Source organism: Sinomonas humi (assembly GCF_000802235.1).
In the GTDB taxonomy this organism is placed as follows: Bacteria; Actinomycetota; Actinomycetes; order Actinomycetales; family Micrococcaceae; genus Sinomonas; species Sinomonas humi.
Window position 1 is genome coordinate 67,495 of the sequence record NZ_JTDL01000104.1, and the last position, 23,564, is coordinate 91,058.

The following is a 23,564-nucleotide window of genomic DNA, read 5'->3' on the forward strand; positions in this document are numbered from 1 at the left end:
GCCTTCCCACAGACGCCCAGAAGAATCGAGGCCTCCTTCCGTGTTCATCAATGCCGAAGCATCACTGAGCGCCATCGCCCGGGACCTGCGCAAGAATCCCAGCGACGCCGTCGTCATCGGCGTCGCGCAGGGCGACGGCGGCCCGCTCCTTCTCGAGAGCCCCCTGAGCGCCAAGGATGCGGAGGCGATCCAGAGCACGCTCGGGCTGCTGGGGATGAGCGGTGCCCCCGACTCCCTGATCCGGCTTCCCGGCATTCCGGAGCTCAACACGCAGATCATCGCTCTGGCGGGAGTGGGAAAGATCGGCAGTGCTGCGCCTACCGGCGAGCAGCTTCGCCGGGCGGCAGGCTCCGCCGTGCGTCAGCTAGCTGGGCTTGGAAAGGTCGTCCTCGCCTTCCCCGCACCCACGGTCGCCGAGTTCTCGGCCGTTGCCGAGGGCGCGGCTCTCGGCGCCTACTCGTACACCGAGCACCGCGCGCGCTCGGGCGAGGCAGCGAAGCCCAACGTGGTGCGCGCCGTCGTCCTCTCCCCGATTGCGGGAAGCGCGGCCGCGGACGCTGCCCTCCAGCGTGCCGCCGCCGTCGCGAAGGCTGTGAACACGACGCGCACGCTGGTCAACATGCCTCCGAGCCAGCTCTACCCTGCATCGTTCGCGGAGGCAGCGAAGGAACTCGCGAAGGGGACATCGGTCAAGGTGACCGTCTGGGACGAGAAGAGGCTTGAGAAGGAGGGGTTCGGCGGCATCCTTGCCGTCGGGCAGGGAAGTGCGCGCCCCCCGCGACTCGTGAAAGCGGAATACGTGCCGGCGCAGCCCTCGAAGGCCCCGTCCGTGCACCTCGTCGGCAAGGGAATCACGTTCGATACCGGTGGGATCTCGATCAAGCCCGCCGCCAAGATGGACGAGATGAAGAGCGACATGGCGGGTGCCGCTTCCGTTCTCGCAACAGTCCTCGCGGCGGCACGCCTCGGAGTCCGCACGAAGGTGACGGCCTGGCTCTGCATTGCGGAGAACATGCCCTCGGGGAGCGCTCAGCGGCCCGCCGACGTCATCACGATCCACGGTGGGACCACGGTCGAGGTCCTCAACACCGACGCGGAAGGCCGGCTTGTCATGGCAGATGGTCTCGCGGCGGCAAGCGAGGAGAAGCCCGACGTCATCATCGACATCGCGACGCTCACCGGCGCCGCCCTCATCGCGCTCGGGACGCGCACGGCGGGGCTCATGGGAGACACATCAGTGACGGCGGCCCTCAAGGACGCGGCCGACGACGAGGGCGAGGCAGCCTGGGCAATGCCGCTTCCCGAGGAGTTGCGTGCGGGGTTGGACTCCGCGGTGGCCGACATCGCGAACGTGGGCGACAGGCCTGGCGGAATGCTCACGGCAGGAATCTTCCTGCGCGAGTTCGTCGGCAAGAACGGCGACGGGTCCACGATTCCTTGGGCGCATATCGACGTCGCGGGGCCGGCCTTCAACACCGGTGGCCCTTGGGGCTACACGCCGAAGCAGGGCACGGGAGCGATGGTCCGCACCCTTGTCCGCTACGTTGAGGGCCTCGCGAACAGCCGCTCCTGACTTCAGATCAGGAAAGCGAGAGGGCGTTCGGCTTCCAGCCGGGCGCCCTCTCGCTGTCTGTGACAGGGATCACTAGCTGGAGGCTTCCCCAAGGCATTCCATAAAGTGAGAAGATAAATCCACAAAGCGAAACCGGGGTCGATCCGTGAGCCTTGCCACAAGGCTGGGACAAACGACCCTAGGAAGGTGGAGCATAGTCCGTCAGGGCGATAGGGTTGCCCTGATACCGGGCCTGCCAGCACACCAGCTGGCGGCAGATTGTCACCCACGACGGCTTATCGCCGTCCTTCATGCGAGGGAGCGTCACGTGGCCGACCAGCCAACTGCGCAGGAATTCGACATCTTGGTCCTCGGTGGCGGCAGTGGCGGCTACGCCGCAGCACTGCGTGCCGTCCAGTTCGGCTACAGCGTCGGGCTCGTCGAGAAGAACAAGCTCGGCGGAACGTGCCTCCACAACGGCTGCATCCCCACGAAGGCCCTCCTCCACTCGGCAGAGCTCGCGGACCACGCGCGCGATGCAGCGAAGTACGGCGTGAACGTGACGCTTGAAGGCATCGATATGGACGCCGTCAACGCCTACAAGAACGGCATCATCGCGGGCAAGTTCAAGGGCCTTTCTGGCCTCATCAAGGCCAAGGGCATCACGGTCATCGAAGGCGAGGGCCGACTGACCGGCCCGGACACGGTCACTGTGAACGGCACCGCCTACAAGGGCAAGAACATCATCCTCGCGACGGGTTCCTACTCCCGGTCCCTCCCGGGCCTTGAGCTGGGCGGCCGGGTCATTACGTCCGACCAGGCCCTCGAACTCGACTACGTTCCGAAGTCGGCCATCGTGCTCGGCGGCGGAGTCATCGGCGTGGAGTTCGCCTCCGTCTGGAAGTCGTTCGGCGTCGATGTCACCATCGTCGAGGGCCTGCCCTCACTCGTCCCGAACGAAGACGATGCGATCATCAAGCAGCTCGAGCGAGCGTTCAAGAAGCGCGGCATCAAGTTCAACACCGGCACGTTCTTCCAGGGCGTCGAGCAGGACGAGAACGGGGTCAAGGTCACCCTGGTCGATGGCAAGACGTTCGAGGCCGAACTCCTCCTCGTCGCCGTGGGCCGCGGCCCGGTGACCGCGAACCTCGGCTACGAAGAGCAGGGCGTCACGATCGACCGCGGCTTCGTGATCACGAACGAGCGGCTCCACACCGGCGTGGGCAACATCTACGCCGTCGGCGACATCGTGCCGGGTGTTCAGCTCGCGCACCGCGGCTTCCAGCAGGGCATCTTCGTTGCGGAGGAGATCGCGGGCCTCAATCCGGTCGTGGTCGAGGACGTCAACATTCCCAAGGTGACCTTCTGCGACCCCGAGATCGCGACCGTCGGCTACACCGAGAAGGGCGCCAAGGCCAAGTTCGGCGACGATCAGGTCCAGGTGCAGGAGTACAACCTGGCCGGCAACGGCAAGAGCTCGATCCTCGGTACGACCGGAATCGTGAAGGTCGTGCGCCAGAAGGACGGCCCAGTGGTCGGCGTGCACATGATCGGAGCGCGCATGGGCGAGCAGATCGGCGAGGCGCAGCTGATCGTCAACTGGGAGGCCTACCCGGAGGACGTCGCGCAGTTCATCCACGCCCACCCGACCCAGAACGAGTCCCTCGGCGAGGCCAACCTCGCTCTGGCCGGCAAGCCGCTCCACGGCTGACACGCCCGCGGCAACGACACCAATCGCACGATTAGAAGCACGAAGGAGCACGGAGCCAATGTCTGAATCCGTCAACTTGCCGGCTCTCGGGGAGAGCGTCACCGAAGGCACCGTCACCCGCTGGCTCAAGCAGGTGGGTGACCGTATCGAGGTTGACGAGCCGCTCGTCGAGGTCTCGACGGACAAGGTCGACACGGAGATCCCCTCGCCCATCGCCGGCGTCCTCGAGGAGATCCTCGTCGCCGAGGACGAGACCGCCGAGGTCGGAGCTCCCCTGGCCCGCATCGGAGACGGCACGGGTGGGGGTTCCGCGCCAGCCGCTGCTGCTCCCGCGCAGGAGTCGGCCACGGAGGCCGCGCCTGCCCAGCAGCCCGAGCCGGCGGCTCCTGCCCAGGCAGCGCCAGCAGAGGAACCGGCCGAGCCCTCCGTCGACCAAGCCGCCCCCGATGGGCACGAAGTGACGCTTCCTGCCCTCGGCGAGAGCGTCACCGAAGGCACCGTCACCCGCTGGCTCAAGAGCATCGGCGACGCTGTCGAGGTCGATGAGCCTCTCCTCGAAGTGTCCACCGACAAGGTCGACACGGAGATCCCCTCGCCGGTTGCAGGCACGCTGCAGGAGATCCGGGTCAACGAGGACGAGACCGCGGAGGTCGGAGCCGTCCTCGCGGTCATCGGCTCCGGTGCGGCCGCCCAGGCTGCGCCGACCCAGCCCGCCCCAGCCGAGCAGCAGACTCAGGCCGCCCCGGCGCCTGAGCAGACTGCGTCTTCGGGTGCCGTCGCCTCGGCACCGGCCCCGGCGGAGGACGAGGACAAGGCGCTGGCCCAGGCCGCTCCCGCGCCAGCGCAGAACGCGCCGGCTGCACAGGCAGCGCCCGCACAGCAGGCTCCCGCTGCACCGGCCGCTCCCGCTGCACCTGCAGCCGCTTCCAACGGTGCTGAGGGCGGCTACGTCACGCCGCTCGTCCGGAAGCTCGCCAATCAGCAGGGCGTCGACCTCTCGACGGTCAAGGGCACCGGCGTCGGTGGCCGCATCCGCAAGCAGGATGTGGTCGCTGCTGCCGAGGCACAGAAGGCTTCCCAGCAGGCGGCTGCTCCGGCGCCTGCCCAGACGGCGCCTGCCCAGACGGCTGCTGCTCCGGCGGCTCCCGCCGCGCCTTCGGCCGCCCCCGCGTCGTCGCTCCGCGGCACGACCGAGAAGGCTCCGCGCATCCGTCAGGTCATCGCCCGCCGCATGCGCGAGTCGCTCGACACGTCGACTCAGCTCACGCAGGTGCACGAGATCGACATGACGAGGATTGCCAAGCTCCGCGATCGGGCGAAGGCGAACTTCCAGGCGCAGAACGGCGTCAAGCTCACGTTCCTCCCCTTCATCGCGAAGGCCGTCGCCGAGGCGCTCAAGCAGCACCCGAAGCTCAACGCGGAGTACAACGAGGAGAAGCAGGAGATCACGTACCACAACGCGGAGCATCTCGCTATCGCGGTGGACACCGAGAAGGGCCTCCTTGTTCCGGTCATCAATGATGCAGGGGACCTCAACCTCGCGGGCCTCGCGAGCCGCATCGCCGACGTCGCATCGCGGACGCGCAGCGGAAAGATCGGCCCGGACGAGCTTTCCGGCGGAACTTTCAGCATCACGAACATCGGTTCCGTCGGGGCGCTGTTCGACACCCCGATCATCAACCAGCCGCAGGTTGCGATCCTCGGCACGGGTGCGATCGTGAAGCGGCCGTGGGTCACGCAGAATGCAGAGGGCGACGACGTCATCTCGATCCGCTCGATGATGTACCTCTCGCTCACCTACGACCACCGTCTCGTCGATGGTGCGGACGCTGGGCGCTTCCTGCAGACGCTCCGGGCTCGCCTTGAGGGTGGCGCGTTCGAGGCCGATCTCGGCCTCTGAGCGGCACCGCCGACCGACGCTCAGGCCGAGGCCCGGATCCCCTCAGGATCCGCGCCTCGGCCTTTCCATTTGTTATCCACTTGGAACCCTCAGCGCCGCGGATCGAGCCAGGACGGCCAGCAGCCCAACATTAGAATCGAGACCATGACTGTCGTCCTGAGCATCTTCGTCTTCCTACACGTCGTCGGTGCAGCCATGATCGTGGGCCCGTGGATCGCGAACATGAAGAAGCCCACCGTGGGCGCTCGGCAGTTCGACGGCGCAATGACTCAGCTCGTCACCGGCATCATCCTCGTCGGCCTCATCACGGTGCTCTCCAAGCAGGCGGACTCTAATGTCGCCTCTCCCGACTATTTGAAGCTGACCATCAAATTCATCATCGCCGTCGTAGTCGGTGCCCTGGCCTTCGTGGGGAACCGCCGTCGGAAGGCGGGCGAACCCGTCGCACCCGGGCTCGCACACGCCGTCGGAGGCCTCGCCCTACTCAACGTCGCCATCGCAACGATCTGGCCCTGACGCAGCCCGCAGTTACCCCGGCCCCGCGAGCTTCACGAGAAGCAAGCGGGGCCTCTTTGTGCCTACGATGGCGGAGCCAGTCCACTCACTCCGGCCCTCTGGCCGGCGAAGCAGTCCACAGGACCCAACGAAGGAGCGAAGCATGGCTACCATCCGTACCGCCCACACCGTCTGGAACGGCACCCTCATGGAGGGTTCCGGACGGACGACCCTCGACACGTCAGGGCTCGGCACGTACGACGTGACGTGGAAGGCACGCAGCGCCGACGCCAACGGCAAGACGAGCCCGGAGGAGCTCATCGCTGCCGCCCACTCCGCGTGCTTCTCGATGGCGTTCAGCAACGGTCTGGCCGAAGCAGGGTACACAGCCGACGAGATCAACACTCAGGCCGAGGTCGACTTCATCCCAGGCAAGGGGATCACGACGAGCAAGCTCACCCTCTCGGCGAAGGTGCCGAACCTCTCACAGGACGAGTTCGAGAAGATCGCTGATGGCGCCAAGCAGGGCTGCCCGGTCAGCCAGGCGCTCGCGGGGATTGAGATCACCCTCGACGCGAAGCTCGAGTCCTGACCAGGACTCCCAGACAGACAGGGCCCCTGCTGCGCGCGCAGCAGGGGCCCTGTCGTCGCTCACCCCTCGTAGGCGAGCGCTGAGCCTGCCTCCGCCAGCTGTTGTGGACGCGGTGGCAGGGCTGCCGGACGGACCGAGGGGTAGCCTGTGCGAGCAGGCGGCCGCTCGGTCGGGATCTCGATGAGCATCTCCTTGAGCACACCGATTCCCTGCTCGAGCTGGGGGTCGAGGCCGGCCGCGTAGGCGTGCGGCGGGAAGGCCACCTCGATGTCCGGCACTACCCCATGATTCTCCACACCCCAGCCGACTCCGTCTCCGAACCAGGTCGCGTATCGAGGCTGGGTCACGCCCGTGCCGTCCGCGAGCCTGAACCGGTTGTCGATCCCGATCACTCCGCCCCACGTCCGGGTGCCGACGACGGGGCCAATACCGCGCAGCTTGCCCACCTGCGTGATGATGTCGCCGTCCGAGCCGGCGAACTCGTCGGCGAGGATGACGACGGGTCCGCGCGGGGCGTGCCGTGGATAGGTGCGGGGGCGCTCGCCACGGGGCATCGTCCAGCCGGTGACGCGGCGTCCGATGAGCTCCGCGACAAGCTGTGAGGTATGGCCTCCACGATTGCGCCGGATATCGACCACGAGCGCATCGAGCGCAGTCTCGGTGTCGAGGTCGCGGTGCAGCTGCGCCCACCCGCGCGCACCCATGTCGGGCACATGAAGATACCCGAACCGGCCCTCGGACGCCTCCCGGACAAGGCGGCGGTTCGCCTGGACCCAGTCCTGGTAGCGGAGACGCTCCTCGTCCTTGAGGGGGACGACGGCGACCCGGCGGCGTTGGCCCTCGCAGCCGTCGTGCGCAGGGCCGTTGAGCATCGTGAGCTCGACCGTCTTGCCCGCCGCGCCCACGAGCGCCATAGCCGGCCCGAACTGGGAGGTGAGCGGGACGCCGTCGATCGCGAGGATGCGGTCTCCGGGCCTCACATCGGCACCAGGTGCAGCGAGCGGGGACGTCGCAAGGGGATCGGACGATTCGCTCGCGAGGACCCGGCGCACGACCCAGCCCTCGTCGTAGTCGAACTCGCCGCCAAGACGCCCTTGGCCCCCGGCCTCGGGTTCGGAAGCGAGGCTCGGTGTCACATAGGCGTGAGAGGTCCCGAGTTCCCCGTGCACTTCCCACAGCAGGTCGACCAGATCGTCATGGGAGCCGAGCCGCTCGACGATCGGCTCGTACTGCGAGCGCACCTCGGCCCAGTCCTGTCCCGCCATGTCGGCGGTCCAGAAGAAGTCGCGCTGAAGCCGCCACGCCTCCGCGAATGCCTGCCGCCACACGGCTACCGGCTCGAGGCGGACGCGGATCCGGTCGAGATCGACGCGGACGTGATCGCCAGAGCCCTCCTCGGCCTTCCCGGTGCTCGGTACCGAGCTGACGTGCCGGTCGCTGATGTACACGACCTTCGAGCCGTCCCCGCTCAGTCGGTACGTGTCCAACGCAGCGACGAGGGTCGCGGTGCGACCATCGCCCAGGTCGAGGCGTTCGAGCGTGGGCTGGGGGTCCTTGTCCCCCGGCTTGGCCTTGCCCTCGCCAGTCGCGCCGGAGAGGTCGTGTGAGAGCCACAGGAGCGCGCCGGGGGCCGCCGTGAGACGCGAGTAGTTCCCCTGCCGGACGGGAAGGGCCACAACCCGGTGCGCGAGGCCCTCGAGGTCGACCCGGGTCTCATCGGATTCGCTCTTCTCGCTGTCGGGCTTCTGCCCGTCAGCCTTCTGGGCGCCCGATGCGGCAGTGAAGTCCGCAACCTTCGGCCCGAAGGGCGCAGCCGTCGTGGCTGCGAGGGGCACGATGTACGGCTTGATCGGGCTCGGGAAAGCGAGGTCGAACGAGTGGCCGTCATAGACCGGGTCGAAGCTGCGTCCCGAGAGGAAGGCGAGGTACTTCCCGTCTGGCGTGAAGGCTGGCCACGCATCCCAGAAGCGGCCATCGGTCACGTCGGCGATCACGCCGGACGAGACGTTCGCGATGCGCAGCTTCGACCGGGAGCCGAAGGCGGTGACGGGCTCGCTCCAGGCCAGCCACTTGGAATCCGGGCTCCACGCAAGCTGCTCGATCGTGCCCTCCTCCACGGTGGAAAGCGTGCGAATCGCCTTCGACTCGACATCGACGAGGTGGACTTCTCCGAAAGCTGTGCCCAGCGCAATGCGGCGGCCGTCTGGGCTCGGGAGGAGTTGGGCGACGCGGCCAGGGGTCGGCAGGTCGAACCGCAGCGGAGCGCTCGCGGGTGTTTCGGCCGTGCCTCGTGCCCTGTCTTCCCGATCGGCCGCGCCGGCGTCGGCGGCCTGTTCTGCGCCCTCGTCAGGAACATGCGGCAGCACGGCGGCAGGCCGTGCACTGACCGGGACCGGGGCGGGCAGGCTGGTTTCGGCTTCCTCCCTCTCGGCGGGGACCGAAGCGGCTTCGGCTGGTGGTTCATCGGTGGTGGCGTAGTCCCCGGCGTCCCGGAGGTCCTTGACGAAGAGCGCCTCCTCCCCCGCGGGGTCCGCGATGTAGGCGACGCGGTCACCCCCGAGCGGACGGGCCAGACGTGCCCGGACCCCGGGGGCAGCCTCGACCACGCGCGAAGGTCCGTCCCGATGGGTGAGCCAATGCACAGTCCCGTGCGACTCGACGACGCTCGCGTCGCCGTCGTGCGTCGGCACCGCCTCGCCAAGGTGACGTCCGACGGCGAGCGGGACCGGGCGGCGCGACGTCGAGGCCGAGCCGAGGCTCACCTCGAGCCGGCGGGGTTCCGCATCAAGGCCGTCGAGGAGCCAGAGCCCGCCCGCCGACTCGACGATGATCCTCGAGCCGTCCGAACTCGCGTGCCGTGCGTAGAAGCGGTCGAAGTCTGTGTGGCGCCGCAGGTCAGAGCCGTCCCGCTCAACCGAATAGACATTGCCGTAGCCCTCGTGATCCGAGAGGAATGCGATGCGGCCGCCGATCCAGAGCGGATCGCACAGGCTGCCCTCCAGTTCGGGGGCCAGGCGGCGGAACTCGCCGCCGCCGTCCACATCGATCCAGAGCTTGCCCATTGCACCGCCGCGGTAGCGCTTCCACGCGGCGGGCTCACGTGAGAGCACGCTGCCCACGACGACGGGACGTTCGTCGCCGACCGAGGGGCCGAAGGCAACCGAATCAACGGGGCCGAAGGGCAGTTCTTCGACTCGGCCGCCCTCCACGGGGACGGCGTAGGCGTAGGCGTGACGGGAATCAGGCTGATTGTGGGCGCTCGTGACGATGACGCGCCCGCGCGGGTCGAAGCCCTTCACTCGCGTGGACTGGTGGCCGAAGTGGGTGAGCTGACGGAAGCCTCCGCCCTCGACGTCGGCGACTACCGCCTCGGGGGCGTTGCCCTGCACGACGCTCCACGCCACCTTCGTGCCGTCTGGTGTGAAGCGCGGATTGCGGGCTGGGAGCTGGAGCGCCGAAATACGCCAGGCCCGGCCGCCGTCGACCGGGGCAAGCCACACGTCGTCCTCGGCCACGAACGCAACGAGGTCGCCGTGCACATGGGGATACCGAAAGTAGCTGGAGGCTGTCATCCTCCGATCATAGGCAGGGCGGCTGGGAGCACCCGCGACACCTGCCAGCCGGGATCGCGCCGCTCGAGGACGATCCGCAGCCACTGGTCCTTTGCCTCGGCAGGGCGTTTGAGCTCCGTGCCGTCGCGTCCCCGGACCGAGAAAGCGGACGTCACCACCCGCACGCGGACGACGGCGGTGCTGCCGCCGGCTTCCGCTGCGTCCGCCCGAGAGGTCCCGGCGTCTCCCGAATCGGTTCCCGCGAGCTCTGCCGAGAGCACCCTCGCCGTGAACCCTTCAAGCCGTTGTCCGGACGATTCGAGGTCTGCTGCGAGTTTGCGGTCCGCTGCGTCCGCTTCAGAACCGGGCGCGTTGATCCTGGCCAGGAGCTCTCGGTCCGCGCCGGACACCGCGAGCGCCCTAATCTCGGCGAGCGACTGGACCGCTTGCACAGGGTCGTCGGACTCAGCTCCGCGTCTGAGCGGTTCGGGCAGAGCGGACCACCTGGTGGCCGTCGCGGTAACGGTCGGTGCGCTCTTGCTGGAGTGGTCCCCGAGCCCAAAGACACCTGTGCCGGCAAGCGCCACGGCCGCCGTGGCTGCCGCCGCGCTTGCGGCGAAGACCGTTGCGATGAACCTGGGGCGGGGACGCCGTGGCACAGCAAAGCCGGGCCGACGTGACAGCGCCCGCCGCCTCCGCGAGCCCTCCTGCAGGCGCGTGACCAGCTCGGGGAGAACATCGGCGTCGACAGCGGGAGCGAGATCGACGGGGTCGGCAGCGCGACTCCTCAGGACAGCCCGGGCGAACTCCGCCGCCGTCGGACGCTCCCGGGGATCCTCGGCGAGCGCTGCCTCGACGGCTGTCGCAAGCTCCGCGGGGATGCCGGGGGCGAGCAGGCCGAGCGGCGGCCGAGCCCGGCGCGGGCCAGGGGCCGACCCGACAAGGCAGAACCAGGCAACTGCTCCTAGCCCATAGACGTCCGCTGCAGGGCGCACGGCTGCTATGGCGCCCGAGGAGAAGGGGTCGAAGAAGCCGTCGGTGCCCCGCGTCTCCCCCGCCTTGTCTCCGACCTGCCGCGCCTCGCCGAAATCGGCGAGCAGGGGGCGCCCCTCGGAGGTGAAGAGGATGTTGCCGGGCGCGATGTCGAGGTGAGCCCTTCCCTGTGCGTGCAGGAAAGCGGCCGCTTGGGCGATAGGACCCATCGTGGTGACGGTCTCCCCTGCCGTCAGTCGGCCACGCGCCGCGACGAGCCGGGCCAAGGAACCACCCGCAGCATATTCGGACAGCAGCACGGCGGCGCCGGTGCGATCATCGGTCGTCGACGCGAGGCACGTCAACAGGTGTGGATGCGAGCGGACGGCCTGCCTGCGGAGCTCGCGGCGCAATGGATGCGCAGCTGCCCGTATGCTTCCCGCCCCCGCTCGCAAGACCTTCGCTGCCCGGAGGGATCCGCTCCGCTGATGCCGGACGAGCCAGACGTCGCCGGCGCCTCCGCGCCCGAGGAGGCGGACGACGTCGTACCCCTGGACCGCTGGTTCGGTGGGTTCCATGACCCTTGTCTACCGCAGATCGAGGATTGGCGCCGGAAGTTATCCACAGCCCGCCCGGGCCGGTGTGAGTCATCTCATGGCAGCGCCGCTCCTCTGGGGGATTAAGCTAGTCCGCATGACTCTTGCGTTCACCCGGCTGGGGTTTGCGCCCGACTACGTCGACTACACCGCCGGACTCGCGGCACAGCGTCAGCTCCACGACGAGGTGGCAGCAGGCGAGGCCCCCAGCACTGTCCTTCTCCTCGAGCACGCTGCGGTCTACACGGCAGGCAAGCGCACAGAGGACCATGAGCGACCGCTCGATGGCACTCCGGTCGTCCCCGTCGACCGCGGCGGTAAGCTCACGTGGCATGGGCCCGGCCAACTCGTCGGCTACCCGATCGTGCGCCTCAAGGAGCCGAGAGGCGTGCGTGCCTACGTCGAGCTGCTTGAAGACGTCATGATCACCGTGATCTCGGAGTACGGGATCAAGGCGGAGCACGTCGACGGACGTTCTGGCGTCTGGGTCCGCGCTGACGAACGAGGCGGTGATCGCAAGATCGCGGCCATCGGCATCAGCATCCATGAAGGCATCACCGGCCATGGGTTCGCGATCAACTGCAGCAACAGCCTCGACCCCTATGAGCAGATCATCGCGTGCGGCATCACCGACGCGGGAACGACAACAATTTCTGCGGAAGTGGGCCGAGAGGTCGGCCCGCTCGACATCGTGGACCGGATCGCCGAAGAACTTGCTCGCCGAGCGGGAGAGTTCGTCGCCGAGGATCGGCCGGCAGATGGTTCCACCGCCCCCGCCCAGACCGAAGGAGCACTTCTGTGACGCTCGCACCCGAGGGGCGCCGGCTGCTGCGCATCGAGCAGCGCAACGCCGAGACGCCCGTGGAGCGCAAGCCCGAGTGGATCAAGGCCAAAGTCCACATGGGCCCGGAGTTCATCCAGCTCAAGAACCAGGTGAAGAAGGAAGGCCTCCACACCGTGTGCGAGGAGGCCGGCTGCCCCAACATCTTCGAATGCTGGGAGGACAAGGAGGCCACCTTCCTCATCGGCGGCTCCGAGTGCACGCGGCGGTGCGACTTCTGCCAGATCGACACCGGCAAGCCCTCGCCGCTGGACCGCTTCGAGCCCACCAAGGTCGCCCGCTCCGTCCTGTCAATGGGCCTGCGCTACGCGACCGTCACCGGCGTCGCACGCGACGACCTCGAGGACGAGGGCACCTGGCTCTACGCGGAGACCATCCGCAAGATCCACGAGCTCAACCCCGGCACGGGCGTGGAGATCCTCATCCCGGACTTCTCCGGCAAGCCGGAGCACATCGCCGCGATCTGCGAGGCCCAGCCCGAGGTCTTCGCGCACAACGTCGAGACCGTGCCGCGGATCTTCAAGCGCATCCGCCCGGCGTTCCGGTACGAGCGCTCCCTCGATGTCATCACCCAGGGCAGGAACCGGGGCATGGTCACCAAGTCAAACCTCATCCTCGGGATGGGCGAGACCCGCGAGGAGGTCTCGCAGGCCATGCGCGACCTCTACGAGGCCGGCTGCGACCTGCTCACCATCACCCAGTACCTGCGGCCCTCCGAGCGGCACCACCCCGTGGACCGCTGGGTCAAGCCGCAGGAGTTCCTCGAGCTCTCCCACGAGGCAGAGGAGATCGGGTTCCTCGGCGTCATGAGCGGCCCTCTCGTTCGCTCCTCGTACCGCGCCGGTCGCCTGTGGGCGACCGCCATGCGCAAGAAGGGCCGCGAGATCCCGCCCCAGCTCGCCCACATCGAATCCTCAGGCACCACCCGGCAAGAGGCCGCGAGCCTTCTCGCCGCCAACGTGCGCTGATTCACCTGCGCATTCAAACGCCGCCCTTCCGGACGAGGTCTGGGAGGGCGGCGTTTCACTTAGAATTGAAGCACTATGGCGAAGAACACCTCCAACACGCCCTCGGATCGAGATCCGAAGAAGGCGAAGAAGCCGAACAGCTTCAAGCAGATGCTCCAGGTCTTCCAGATGACCCGGCGAGCGGACCCGAACGTCGTCTGGCTCATGGCGCTGGTGTTCCTCGTCGTCGTCGGCCTCGGCGTGCTGATCGGCGCGCTGCTCGAGAACTGGATCACGGGCCTCATCGTCGGCATCCTCCTCGGAGTCCTCGGTGCCATCCTGATCCTGAGCCGCCGGGCCGAGCGGGCTGCGTTCTCCCAGATCGAAGGGCAGCCGGGTGCCGCAGGCGCCGCGCTGAACACCCTGCGGCGGGGCTGGATCGTCGAAGAGCAGCCTGTCGCAATCAATCCGCGCACCCAGGACCTCGTGTTCCGTGCGGTGGGACGCCCCGGCGTCGTCCTCGTCTCTGAGGGGCCTTCGGGCCGTGTCCGTCCTCTGGTCGACTCCGAGCGCAAGCGTCTGGCGCGTATTCTCCCGAACGTTCCGATCACCGTCATCGAGAGCGGCCGCGAGGACGGCCAAACCCCGCTTAACAAGGTCGCCAAGCGAATGCAGAAGCTCAAGCCCGAACTGACCAAGGTCGAGGTTCAGGCCATCAACAAGCGGCTCGCCTCACTCGGCCCGCGCCTGCCGATTCCCAAGGGCATCGACCCCACGCGCATCCGTCCCGACCGCCGTGCGATGCGCGGTCGCTGAGCACAGCTTCCTGAGACGGCGAAGGGCCCGGACGTTCCTGTCCGGGCCCTTCGCCGTCTCGGGCGGCAACCTAGAGGCGCACTAGAACGGTCCTGGCGGCCTTGTCGTGGAGACCGCGCTGATCTGCGTCAAACACGACCGCTGGAATCACGAGACAAAGCAGCACGGTTCGCACGATTGCTGCCAGGATGCCCGCCGGCGCGCCCCCGAGCCGGACGACCTTGAGCCCGAGCGCCCGGTGCCCGAGGCTGTAGCCGACAGTGCCGACGAGAACCATCTGCTCGAGAGCGAAGATGCCAAGCGTCGCGGATGAGTTGCCGTGGAAGAAGGCGGTCGAGATCAGCAGGCACGCCGCCCAATCGATGCAGAGGGCGACGACGCGACGACCCGGCCGGGCAATAGAACCGCGGCCGGTACGCGGCAGACCGAGGCCTCGACCAGGGTAGTGCCCGGGCTCCGTCGGGGGCCCACTGATCCAGGAACTCAGGTCTCTTCGGTCGATCACCGATCCAGTCTAGTTGGCTCTTCTGTGACGTCCCCGCCTTGGCGGAGCGGCCGAGTGCCGCCTAGCGTGGGACCAGTAGCAGCCACGTGATGTAACGTCGCTGAAACAATATGGACACTGCCGAGTAACGCCGCGTTCGTAGGCTGGGTCGCGTTGCAGCACGGTGCCGCCCGCGCGGCGATGCTGCCTGCGCGCCGCCGTTTCGCGCCCGGTGCGTGCCATCCCGATCTGTAAGGAGAACAGATGTTCAAGTCTGCGGAGGAAGTCCTCGCGTTCATCAAGGACGAGGATGTCAAGTTCATCGACATCCGCTTCACCGACCTCCCCGGCGTCCAGCAGCACTTCAATGTCCCGGCCAAGACGGTGGACGAAGACTTCTTCGTCAACGGGCAGCTGTTCGACGGCTCTTCCATCCGCGGCTTCCAGGGCATCGCCGAGTCCGACATGCAGCTCATCCCGGACGTGACCACGGCTTACGTGGACCCGTTCCGGGTGGAGAAGACGCTGGCGCTCAACTTCTCGATCGTCAACCCCCGCACCGGCGAGCCCTACCACCGCGATCCCCGCGGAGTGGCCGAGCGCGCCGAGGCCTACCTCGCGTCGACCGGCGTCGCGGACACGGCGTTCTTTGCCGCTGAGGCGGAGTTCTACGTCTTCGACAACGTCCAGTTCGAATCGTCCCCCCAGGGTTCGTTCTACAAGGTCGACTCCATCGAGGCGCCCTGGAACTCGGGCCGTGAGGAGGAGGGTGGCAACCTCGGGAACAAGACGCCGTTCAAGGGCGGCTACTTCCCGGTCTCGCCGGTCGATCACCAGGCTGATCTCCGCGACGCCATGGTCCTCAACCTGGATGCTGTCGGCCTCGAGGTCGAGCGCTCGCACCACGAGGTCGGTGCCGCCGGCCAGGCCGAGATCAACTACAAGTTCTCGACCCTCGTGCGCGCTGCGGACGACCTGCAGAAGTTCAAGTACGTGATCAAGAACACGGCGACCGAGTGGGGCAAGACGGTCACGTTCATGCCGAAGCCGATCTTCGGCGACAACGGCTCGGGCATGCACTGCCACCAGTCCCTGTGGAACGGCAGCGAGCCGCTGTTCTACGACGAGAAGGGCTATGCGAGCCTTTCCGACCTCGCGCGCTGGTACATCGGCGGCCTTCTCAAGCACTCCTCCGCCGTCCTCGCGTTCACGAACCCGACCGTGAACTCCTACAAGCGTCTCGTCAAGGGCTTCGAGGCCCCGGTCAACATGGTCTACTCGCAGGGCAACCGCTCGGCCGGCATCCGGATCCCGATCACGGGGACGAACCCGAAGGCCAAGCGCATCGAGTTCCGCGCACCGGACCCCTCGTCGAACCCGTACCTCGCCTTCGCGGCCCAGCTCATGGCCGGCATCGACGGAATCCGCAACCGCATCGAGCCGCCTGCTCCGATCGACAAGGACCTCTACGAGCTCCCCGCCGAGGAAGCCAAGGACATCCCCAAGGCCCCCGGCTCGCTCGAGGAAGCCCTCGATGCACTCGAGGCCGACAACGAGTTCCTCCAGGCCGGTGGCGTCTTCACGCAGGACCTCATCGAGACCTGGATCGCGTACAAGCGCGAGAAGGAGATTGCTCCCCTCTCGCTCCGCCCGAACCCGTACGAGTTCGAGCTCTACTTCGGCGTGTAGCCAGCGTGCGGTGTAGCCGCACGCACTTCGCCCCTCAAGAGTCCGCACGAGCAGCGGTGCCGATCGGCCCGTGCTCGTGCGGACTCTTCTGCGTTACACGGCCTTGTCGGAACGCCCCACCCATGTGGGCGGTCTGTAGTGTAGGGGGCGTATCGGACGAAGGAAGAACAATGAATTTTGCACTCTTCGTGAAAGAGCCCGGCCAGGATTCAGTCCTGCATCTGCGGTTTGAGGCGCAGGACGACGACGAAGCACTGCGGATCGCGGCGACAGAGGTCGAGCAACTGCGACTCGGCCCAGCAGAATTGATCTTGGAAGAAGCCGACCTGCGTCGCGACGACCGGCTTGCCGTCTGGCAGTTCAACAGCGAGACAGACCAGCCCTGAGCTTGGCTCCTCCTACTGTCCTCGTCGCCAAGCGTCGAACGCCGCCGCGCGGTCGCGCTCCCTCATCGCTTCAAGGGTCCTGACCAGCTTTCCCTCGCTGGCGGCGAGCGCAACCGCCGCCTCCTCAAGTCGTTCGACGAGGCCTTCAAGTCGGCCGAGATCGACCGACGGAACTGCTTCTTCGCTCATCGCTCTCCCTCTCGCTGGAACGCCCGATCGTCGGGCCCGGCTCCCCCCGCATCAACTGTGCCAATTCCGAAGACGGGCCGCATCCGTAGCCAGTACTCGAATCCGGGCGCCGCGAAGCAGCGCACCACGTAGGTCAGAGATTCACCGGTACTCGCCGCGACCACAGGTACCCATCCCGGCCCGCACGACGGCGGTCAGCCGGCGATCGTCGGAAGGATCACCACGGCGTCGCCCAGCGCCACGACGTCATGGCGAGGGGCCGGGAGCGCGACCAGGTGCCCCTCCTCGACCCTCGTCTCCCCGTGCCCCCGGTCGTCACCCGCCGACGGCATAGAACTTCTCCTCGAACAGATGGCGCGCCCGCCGAGTGAGCTGAAGGTACTGCTGCTCGAGGGCGCTCGCCTGGCCCGGCGGGTAGCCGCACCAGCGGGCGACCGCTTCGAGATCTCGCCGTGAGGACGGCAGCATGTCGGAGGCCCGGCCCGTCCACACCACGTTCGCGCTGCGGATACGGCTCGCAAGCCGCCAGGTCTCGGCAAGCAGTTCCGCCTCCCGCTCCTCGAGAAAACCCAGTTCGGCCGCCGCGTGCAGGCCTGCGAGCGTCGAGGTCGTCCGAAGTTCGGGGTGCTGTGCCGCGTGTTGGAGCTGGATGAACTGCACGAGCCATTCGACGTCGCTCAGCCCACCGCGCCCCAGTTTGAGGTGCCGCGCGGGATCAGCGCCCCGAGGAAGGCGCTCTGCCTCTACGCGTGCCTTGATGCGCCGGATCTCTGTGATGTCGGCGTGTGAGAGGTGCTCGGGGTAGCGGACGCTGTCTGCTAGCTGCATGAAATCCGCGGCCAACCCGTCGTCGCCCGCCATGGGGCGTGCCCGCAGCAGTGCCTGCCACTCCCAGACAAGCGCCCATCGACGGTAGTACTCCGCAAACGAATCCAGAGAGCGCACGAGCGGTCCAGCCTTGCCTTCGGGCCGCAGGTCCGCGTCAAGCTGCAGCACGCGCTCGGCCAGGACTGCGGGCCGAAGCGGCTGCGTCAGGAGCCCCGCCATCGCCGTGACGATTTCCTTCGCCTGCCGCTGGGCTTCGGACGGGTCAGCGCCGGGCAAGGGACGGTGGACGTACATGACGTCCGCGTCGGAACCGTAGCCGATCTCGCGGCCGCCCTGTCGACCCATCGCGACGACGAGCACACGAGTCAGGAGGGGCGCCCTCGCCGCCGCCTGTTCCTCCGCGACGCGAAGCGCCCCGAGGACGGCCGCTTGGTCCGCATCAGCGAGAGCGTTCCCCACCTGGTCCTGGCCGAGCAGGCCGGCACTATCGGCGATGGCGGTGCGTAGGATCTCCCGACGCCGGATGAGCCGCACGAGCCGCATCCGGGCGGTCGGGTCGTCATGGCGCGAGATCTTGGACTGGATCTCCTGCCACTGCGCCTCGAGGGGTATGGGCGTGAGGTCCTTTTCGTGGCCCAACCATGCAACAGACTCGGGCGAGACCTCGAGGAGGTCCGCGATGAGCCGGGAGTTCGCGAGGACGTGGCACAGCCTCTCGGCCGCCGCTGCGGAATCCCTGAGCATGCCGAGGTACCAGTGGGTCGTTCCGAGGGCCTCGCTGACGCGGCGGAAGGCGAGCAGTCCGGCGTCCGGGTCGACGCCCTGCGCGAGCCAGTCGAGCAGGACCGGCAGGAGCTGGCGCTGGAGCGCGGCGCGTCGGCTCACTCCCGCAGTGAGGGCCTCGATGTGCCGCATCGCGCCCTGCGGGTCGCTGTAGCCGAGGGCTGCGAGGCGCCCCTGAGCGGCCTCGGGCGAGAGCTTTGCCTCCTCGGGGCTCAGATTGGCGACCGTGTTGAGAAGCGGGCGGTAGAAGATCCGCTCATGCAACTCTCGGACGCTCCGCTTAGTCCTGTGCCACGAGTCGAGCAGAGCCTCGGGAGACGCCTTGCTCGTGTCCATGATGCCCTGAACAGCCCGAGCGAGCGCGCGGAGAGCATCCTCCCTGACGGGCATGAGATGAGTCCGCCGGAGTTGGCTCAGCTGGATGCGGTGCTCGAGGAGACGGAGCCGGCGGTAGGAGGCATCGAATTCGGCGGCGGCGCTGCGTCCGATATAGCCTCCCGCGGCAAGCGCCGCGATTGCAGATGTCGTATCGCGAACCCGCAGCGACTCGTCCGCGCGCCCGTGAACGAGTTGGAGGAGCTGGACGGTGAATTCGACATCGCGCAGGCCGCCGGCCCCGAGCTTGATCTGCCGCTCGGCCTCGGCTGGTGGAATGTGCTCCGTGACGCGCCGGCGCATGGCCTGGACCGAGTCGACGAACCCGTCGCGTCCTGCAGAGGACCAGACAAATGGGGCGACCGCCCGCTCGTAGCGGGCGCCCAATTCCGGATCGCCCGCAATGCAGCGGGCCTTGAGCAGCGCCTGGAATTCCCAGCTCTCGGCCCAGCGCTCGTAGTACGCGACGTGCGAATCGAGCGTCCGCACGAGCGGGCCGTCCTTGCCTTCCGGGCGGAGGTTCGCATCGACCTGCCACAGACCTGGCTCGCGCGCCGTCCCCGACACGGCGCGCGCGAGGCCGGTTGCGAGGCTTGTCCCGATGCTGAGGACCGTCGAGGGGTCCATCCCCGGTTCGGCATCGACGACATAGATGACGTCGACATCCGAGATGTAATTGAGCTCGCGGGCGCCACATTTGCCCATTCCGATGACGGCGAGGGCGACGGCGTCGACAGCCTCGGCGCCGAACGTCACCGCCGCCTCGGCGCGGGCGACGGCGAGGCCCGCCTCGAGCGCTCCGGCTGCCAGATCCGCGAGCTCGGCCGCCGCGGCAGGCAGGAAGTCAGTCGGAGACGCGGCGCCCAGGTCGCGGATTGCGAGTTCGCACAGATGACGGCGGTAGCTCACCCGAAGGGCCTCCCAGCCCTCGGAGCCCACACTGCTCGCGACCGGACGGCGAGCAGAGGGATCGCCCCCTACCGAGTGGAGAAGCGACGCCCTGAGCGCTACTGGGTCCGCGCCCTGTGGCTCCGCCGAAGGCACAGTGTCAAAGACGTCCAGGTGTTCGGGATGCCGGATCAGGAAGTCCCCGAGGGCCTCCGACGCGCCAAGAAGCCTGAACAACGGCTCCGACCGTGACAGACCGGCCTCGACAGTCTCCCGGAGACGGGGTGCCTTCTCGAGGAGCCGCACGAGCGCGACGAGCGCACTGTCCGGGTCCGGCGCGACTCCCAATCCCTCCAGCAGGACCTCCTCGTCGATCCCCTCCAACTCGGGCGCTGTGAGAAAGCGCTCGGCCCTTTCTGGGTCGGACGAACCGAGGGCGATGAGCCGGCGGGTAAGGCTGGGCGCCATGTCTGACTAGAGGATGCCGAGGTTGCGGTGCAGTTCGTAGGGCGTGACCTCGAGGCGGTACTCGCTCCATTCCTGCCGCTTGTTGCGCAGGAAGTACTCGAAGACCTGCTCGCCGAGGATCTCCGCCATGAGGTCCGAGTCCTCCATCGACCCGATCGCGTCGTAGAGGCTCGCGGGGAGCGGCGAATGGCCCAGGACGCGCCGCTCGGCCGACGTGAGGGACGAGATGTCGTCCTCCGCCACGGCCGGCAGCTCGTACTCCTCCTCGATCCCCTTCAAGCCGGCCCCGAGGAGGACGGCGTAGGAGAGATAAGGGTTGGTGGCCGAATCGATGCCGCGGTATTCGACGCGCGCCGACTGACCTTTGCCCGGCTTGTAGAGCGGGACCCGGACGAGCGCCGAGCGGTTGTTGTGGCCCCAGCTCAGGTAGCTCGGCGCCTCACCGCCGCCCCAGAGTCGCTTGTACGAGTTCACAAACTGGTTCGTTACCGCGGTGAACTCGTTGGCGTGCCGAAGAAGGCCGGCGATGAAGTGGCGGGCTGTCTTAGAAAGCTGGAACTCCGCCCCCGGCTCGTGGAACGCGTTCGAATCCCCCTCGAAAAGCGAGAAGTGGGTGTGCATGCCGCTCCCGGGATACGCCGTGAACGGCTTTGGCATGAACGTGGCGTAGGCGCCCTGTTGGATGGCGACCTCCTTGACGACCGTGCGGAACGTCATGATGTTGTCCGCAGTCTGGAGCGCATCAGCGTAGCGGAGGTCGATCTCGTTCTGCCCAGGGCCTCCCTCGTGGTGGCTGAACTCGACAGAGATCCCTACGGATTCGAGCATGTTGACGACAGTCCGGCGGAAGTCTTGGGCAACGCCGCCCGGGACGTGGTCGAAGTACCCACCCTGGTCAATGGGAACGGGCGCGCCGTCGGGGCCGAGCCTGTCCGACTCGAGAAGGTAGAACTCGATTTCGGGATGGGTGTAGCACGTGAACCCCATCTCGGCCGCTTTGGCGAGGGTCCGCTTGAGGACGTTGCGCGGGTCGGCGGGTGAGGGCTCGCCGTCGGGCGTGAGGATGTCGCAGAACATCCGCGACGTGGGCTCGGTCTCACCGCGCCACGGCAGAATCTGGAAGGTCGAGGGGTCCGGCTGGAGCAGCATGTCGGATTCGGACACGCGGGCGAGCCCCTCGATGGACGAACCGTCGAACCCGAGCCCCTCGTCGAACGCTCCCTCGACTTCTGCAGGGGCCAGAGCCACCGACTTGAGCGAGCCGACGACGTCGGTGAACCACAGGCGAACGAAGCGGACGTCGCGCTCCTCGATGGTCCGGAGCACGAATTCCTGCTGACGGTTCATGGGGGAGGTCTCCCTTACGGTAACGGGCCTGGGCGCTTCCCCCACTCTACTCAGCTTGGACTACTCTCGTCCGTATGGTCCCCACCACTTCTGACGAGTCTTCCGCGCCCTACGGAACCGGGCCTCAGCCGGCCTCCGGCCGCGTGTCTGCAGGCCGCCCGCCGGCCCGCGTGCGCATCCACCACTTGGCGGCGGCCAAGGAACGCGGCGAGCACTTCGCGATGCTGACTGCCTATGACCAGTACGCCGCCCAGATCTTCGATGAGGCTGGGATTGAAGTGCTCCTAGTCGGCGACTCGGCGGCTAACAACGTCTTCGGGTACGAGACAAGCCTGCCCGTCACGGTCGATGACCTGCTGCCCCTCTGCCGCGCCGTCGCCCGCTCCGCCCGCCGCGCACTCGTCGTCGCGGACCTCCCGTTCGGCAGCTACGAGACCTCACCGGCCCAAGGCGTAGAGTCGGGCGTCCGTTTCCTCAAGGAGGGGCTCGCCCACGCCGTCAAGATGGAGGGCGGCGCGTTCTACGCCGACACCGTGCGCGCCATGGTCCAAGCCGGCATCCCGGTCATGGCTCACATCGGCTTCACGCCCCAGAGCGAGCACGCACTCGGCGGCTACCGCGTTCAGGGAAGGGGCGACGACGCCGCACGCCTCATCGAGGACGCCAAGGCCCTCGAGGCGGCCGGGGCCTTCTGCATCCTCATGGAGATGGTGCCCGCGGAGACTGCGGCCGCCGTCGAGGCAGCCGTGAGCGTGCCGACCATTGGAATCGGCGCGGGCGCCTCGACGACCGGCCAGGTCCTCGTGTGGCAGGACATGGCGGGCCTCCGGGGCGGGGAAGGCACGAGGATCGCAAAGTTCGTCAAGCAGTATGCGGACCTTCGCGGAACGCTGCTCGACGCCGCGCGCCGCTACGGCGACGACGTCCGCTCAGGCGCCTTCCCCGGCCCCGAGCACAGCTTCTGACCCAGCTGGTTCTGACCCAGCTGGCCGGCCCCTGACCCAGCTAGTCGCGGTCCGACCAGCCGTCGCCGTTCGCGTCGTCCGGGTCCCACGAGCGATTGCGCTCCTTGACCTTCTCGAGCGCGCGCTCGGCTTCTTCCCGCGTCTCGTAGGGCCCGAGGAGCTGGGTCCAATCGCTCAACGCGTCCTCTTCGACCTGATGCGTGCGGACGTTGTACCAATACTGCGTCATGCCGCTCGCCCTCCCTTCCCTCACGAGTACACTCAGCCTATGCCTTCACAGTCACCCACGGCACCCGTGGGCACGCTTGCGCCGGGGACCGTCTCGCCCCTTCGCACCGTCCCGGGTTCGATCCCTAGGCCGGAGTACGTCGGCAAAGACGGGCCCGAGCACTACCAAGGCAACGACGTCTACACGCCGGAGCAGCTCGGTCGCATCCGGGAAGCCGGAAAGATTGCCGCGCAGGCAATCGTCGAGGTCGGGCGCCACATCCGTCCCGGGGTGACCACTGACGAACTCGATCGGGTCGGGCACGAGTTCCTTCTCGACCACGGTGCGTATCCGTCGACGCTCGGCTATCGCGGTTTCCCGAAGTCGATCTGCACCTCGGTCAACGAGGTGATCTGCCACGGCATCCCGGACACGACGGTCCTGGCCGACGGCGACATCATCAATATCGACATCACTGCCTTCAAGAACGGTGTCCACGGTGACACCAACTACACGTTCCTCGTGGGAAACGTGGACGACGAGTCGAGGCTGCTCGTGGAGCGGACAGAGGAGTCCCTCCGCAGGGCCATCAAAGCCGTCGCTCCGGGACGCGAGATCAATGTGATCGGACGCGCCATCGAGTCCTATGCCAAGCGGTTCGGCTACGGCGTGGTGCGCGACTTCACAGGCCACGGAGTGGGCGAGGCTTTCCACTCGGGGCTCATCATCCCGCATTACGATGCCGCACCGGCTTACAGCCGGGTGATGGAACCGGGGATGGTCTTCACCATCGAGCCGATGCTCACGCTGGGCACCATCCAGTGGGAGATGTGGGACGACGGGTGGACCGTCGTCACCCGTGATCGGCGACGGACCGCCCAGTTCGAGCACACCCTTGTGGTCACCGAGAAGGGCGCTGAAGTACTGACTCTCCCCTAGTCAGAAGCTCCGTCCTCTGCCGGAGCCAGCCCTTCCCTGCCA

General features: G+C 67.6%; 20 protein-coding genes. 12 read left to right on the top strand and 8 right to left on the bottom strand.

All coding sequences use genetic code 11. The features are described 5' to 3' along the window. The first annotated feature begins 40 nt into the window (after positions 1-40). The 5 genes from LK10_RS09860 (at position 41) to LK10_RS09880 (ending at position 6,250) form a co-directional block, all read left to right on the top strand. A complete protein-coding gene (locus LK10_RS09860) occupies positions 41-1,573 on the top strand; it encodes a leucyl aminopeptidase (protein WP_043123009.1) in 1,533 nt (510 codons plus the stop codon). A gap of 307 nt (positions 1,574-1,880) precedes the next feature. Beyond that, the gene (lpdA, locus tag LK10_RS09865; RefSeq protein ID WP_043123012.1) at positions 1,881-3,263 is read left to right on the top strand and encodes a dihydrolipoyl dehydrogenase; all 1,383 of its coding nucleotides are present in this window, start codon (positions 1,881-1,883) and stop codon (positions 3,261-3,263) included. Between the two features lie 58 nt (positions 3,264-3,321). Beyond that, complete coding sequence (sucB, locus tag LK10_RS09870; RefSeq protein ID WP_043123014.1) at positions 3,322-5,163, top strand: 2-oxoglutarate dehydrogenase, E2 component, dihydrolipoamide succinyltransferase; 1,842 nt, start codon at positions 3,322-3,324, stop codon at positions 5,161-5,163. Positions 5,164-5,307: 144 nt separating this feature from the next. After that, entirely contained in the window at positions 5,308-5,679 is a 372-nt protein-coding gene (locus tag LK10_RS09875) for a hypothetical protein (protein ID WP_043123017.1), read from the top strand. 142 nt (positions 5,680-5,821) lie between these two features. Then, a complete protein-coding gene (locus LK10_RS09880; RefSeq protein WP_043123020.1) occupies positions 5,822-6,250 on the top strand; it encodes an OsmC family protein in 429 nt (142 codons plus the stop codon). A gap of 59 nt (positions 6,251-6,309) precedes the next feature. Here the strand turns inward: LK10_RS09880 and LK10_RS09885 are convergent, their stop codons facing one another. Further along, positions 6,310-9,822 carry a S41 family peptidase gene (locus LK10_RS09885; protein ID WP_043123023.1) on the bottom strand — a complete coding sequence of 1,171 codons (3,513 nt, stop codon included), beginning with the start codon at positions 9,820-9,822 and terminating at the stop codon, positions 6,310-6,312. Then, positions 9,819-11,351, bottom strand: coding sequence for a serine/threonine-protein kinase (locus LK10_RS09890; protein ID WP_043123025.1), 1,533 nt, complete (start codon positions 11,349-11,351; stop codon positions 9,819-9,821). Before LK10_RS09890 ends, LK10_RS09885 begins: the two co-directional genes overlap by 4 nt. 76 nt (positions 11,352-11,427) lie before the next feature. Here LK10_RS09890 and lipB point away from each other — a divergent pair, with 76 nt between their 5' ends. From lipB to LK10_RS09905, 3 genes are all read left to right on the top strand, one after another. Then, the gene (gene lipB, locus LK10_RS09895; protein ID WP_269429500.1) at positions 11,428-12,171 is read left to right on the top strand and encodes a lipoyl(octanoyl) transferase LipB; all 744 of its coding nucleotides are present in this window, start codon (positions 11,428-11,430) and stop codon (positions 12,169-12,171) included. Continuing rightward, positions 12,168-13,178: a lipoyl synthase gene (gene lipA / locus LK10_RS09900; RefSeq protein WP_043123029.1), complete on the top strand. Its 1,011-nt coding sequence runs from the start codon at positions 12,168-12,170 to the stop codon at positions 13,176-13,178. Before lipB ends, lipA begins: the two co-directional genes overlap by 4 nt. 75 nt (positions 13,179-13,253) lie before the next feature. Next, positions 13,254-13,973 carry a DUF4191 domain-containing protein gene (locus LK10_RS09905; protein ID WP_043123031.1) on the top strand — a complete coding sequence of 240 codons (720 nt, stop codon included), beginning with the start codon at positions 13,254-13,256 and terminating at the stop codon, positions 13,971-13,973. Between the two features lie 70 nt (positions 13,974-14,043). Here LK10_RS09905 and LK10_RS09910 read toward each other — a convergent pair whose 3' ends face one another. Next, positions 14,044-14,478, bottom strand: coding sequence for an RDD family protein (locus tag LK10_RS09910; protein ID WP_043123033.1), 435 nt, complete (start codon positions 14,476-14,478; stop codon positions 14,044-14,046). A 243-nt stretch (positions 14,479-14,721) separates the two neighbouring features. Between LK10_RS09910 and glnA the strand changes: the two genes are divergently transcribed. Beyond that, on the top strand, positions 14,722-16,146 hold the full coding sequence (gene glnA, locus LK10_RS09915; protein WP_043123035.1) for a type I glutamate--ammonia ligase: 1,425 nt from the start codon (positions 14,722-14,724) through the stop codon (positions 16,144-16,146). Positions 16,147-16,316: 170 nt separating this feature from the next. Then, positions 16,317-16,532 carry a hypothetical protein gene (locus tag LK10_RS09920; RefSeq protein ID WP_043123038.1) on the top strand — a complete coding sequence of 72 codons (216 nt, stop codon included), beginning with the start codon at positions 16,317-16,319 and terminating at the stop codon, positions 16,530-16,532. A 12-nt stretch (positions 16,533-16,544) separates the two neighbouring features. Here LK10_RS09920 and LK10_RS21850 read toward each other — a convergent pair whose 3' ends face one another. The 4 genes from LK10_RS21850 to LK10_RS09930 form a co-directional block, all read right to left on the bottom strand. Continuing rightward, entirely contained in the window at positions 16,545-16,721 is a 177-nt protein-coding gene (locus LK10_RS21850; RefSeq protein ID WP_156144116.1) for a hypothetical protein, read from the bottom strand. A 194-nt stretch (positions 16,722-16,915) separates the two neighbouring features. Then, positions 16,916-17,053 (bottom strand): hypothetical protein, encoded by a 138-nt coding sequence (locus LK10_RS21855; RefSeq protein ID WP_156144117.1) that lies wholly within the window; start codon positions 17,051-17,053, stop codon positions 16,916-16,918. Then, on the bottom strand, positions 17,037-20,063 hold the full coding sequence (locus LK10_RS09925) for a bifunctional [glutamine synthetase] adenylyltransferase/[glutamine synthetase]-adenylyl-L-tyrosine phosphorylase (protein WP_043123041.1): 3,027 nt from the start codon (positions 20,061-20,063) through the stop codon (positions 17,037-17,039). Before LK10_RS09925 ends, LK10_RS21855 begins: the two co-directional genes overlap by 17 nt. 6 nt (positions 20,064-20,069) lie before the next feature. Further along, positions 20,070-21,410 carry a glutamine synthetase family protein gene (locus LK10_RS09930; RefSeq protein WP_043123044.1) on the bottom strand — a complete coding sequence of 447 codons (1,341 nt, stop codon included), beginning with the start codon at positions 21,408-21,410 and terminating at the stop codon, positions 20,070-20,072. A gap of 74 nt (positions 21,411-21,484) precedes the next feature. On the opposite strand from LK10_RS09930, the gene panB reads away from it, so the two are divergent. Next, on the top strand, positions 21,485-22,375 hold the full coding sequence (panB, locus tag LK10_RS09935) for a 3-methyl-2-oxobutanoate hydroxymethyltransferase (protein ID WP_043123046.1): 891 nt from the start codon (positions 21,485-21,487) through the stop codon (positions 22,373-22,375). A gap of 40 nt (positions 22,376-22,415) precedes the next feature. On the opposite strand, the gene LK10_RS09940 is transcribed toward panB, so the two are convergent. Then, the gene (locus LK10_RS09940) at positions 22,416-22,604 is read right to left on the bottom strand and encodes an SPOR domain-containing protein (RefSeq protein ID WP_043123048.1); all 189 of its coding nucleotides are present in this window, start codon (positions 22,602-22,604) and stop codon (positions 22,416-22,418) included. 39 nt (positions 22,605-22,643) lie between these two features. On the opposite strand from LK10_RS09940, the gene map reads away from it, so the two are divergent. Then, the gene (gene map, locus LK10_RS09945; RefSeq protein WP_043123051.1) at positions 22,644-23,522 is read left to right on the top strand and encodes a type I methionyl aminopeptidase; all 879 of its coding nucleotides are present in this window, start codon (positions 22,644-22,646) and stop codon (positions 23,520-23,522) included. The last annotated feature ends 42 nt before the right edge of the window (positions 23,523-23,564 follow it).

Coding starts and splice junctions, on each gene's coding strand:
- LK10_RS09890 (WP_043123025.1), bottom strand. CDS start 11,351: ATGGAACCCACCGAACCAGCGGTCCAGGGGTACGACGTCGTCCGCCTC.
- LK10_RS09925 (WP_043123041.1), bottom strand. CDS start 20,063: ATGGCGCCCAGCCTTACCCGCCGGCTCATCGCCCTCGGTTCGTCCGAC.
- LK10_RS09940 (WP_043123048.1), bottom strand. CDS start 22,604: ATGACGCAGTATTGGTACAACGTCCGCACGCATCAGGTCGAAGAGGAC.
- lipB (WP_269429500.1), top strand. CDS start 11,428: ATGGCAGCGCCGCTCCTCTGGGGGATTAAGCTAGTCCGCATGACTCTT.
- LK10_RS09920 (WP_043123038.1), top strand. CDS start 16,317: ATGAATTTTGCACTCTTCGTGAAAGAGCCCGGCCAGGATTCAGTCCTG.
- sucB (WP_043123014.1), top strand. CDS start 3,322: ATGTCTGAATCCGTCAACTTGCCGGCTCTCGGGGAGAGCGTCACCGAA.
- LK10_RS09905 (WP_043123031.1), top strand. CDS start 13,254: ATGGCGAAGAACACCTCCAACACGCCCTCGGATCGAGATCCGAAGAAG.
- LK10_RS09885 (WP_043123023.1), bottom strand. CDS start 9,822: ATGACAGCCTCCAGCTACTTTCGGTATCCCCATGTGCACGGCGACCTC.
- map (WP_043123051.1), top strand. CDS start 22,644: ATGCCTTCACAGTCACCCACGGCACCCGTGGGCACGCTTGCGCCGGGG.
- LK10_RS09930 (WP_043123044.1), bottom strand. CDS start 21,410: ATGAACCGTCAGCAGGAATTCGTGCTCCGGACCATCGAGGAGCGCGAC.
- LK10_RS21850 (WP_156144116.1), bottom strand. CDS start 16,721: ATGAGCGAAGAAGCAGTTCCGTCGGTCGATCTCGGCCGACTTGAAGGC.
- LK10_RS09880 (WP_043123020.1), top strand. CDS start 5,822: ATGGCTACCATCCGTACCGCCCACACCGTCTGGAACGGCACCCTCATG.
- LK10_RS21855 (WP_156144117.1), bottom strand. CDS start 17,053: ATGCCGTCGGCGGGTGACGACCGGGGGCACGGGGAGACGAGGGTCGAG.
- LK10_RS09875 (WP_043123017.1), top strand. CDS start 5,308: ATGACTGTCGTCCTGAGCATCTTCGTCTTCCTACACGTCGTCGGTGCA.
- glnA (WP_043123035.1), top strand. CDS start 14,722: ATGTTCAAGTCTGCGGAGGAAGTCCTCGCGTTCATCAAGGACGAGGAT.
- panB (WP_043123046.1), top strand. CDS start 21,485: ATGGTCCCCACCACTTCTGACGAGTCTTCCGCGCCCTACGGAACCGGG.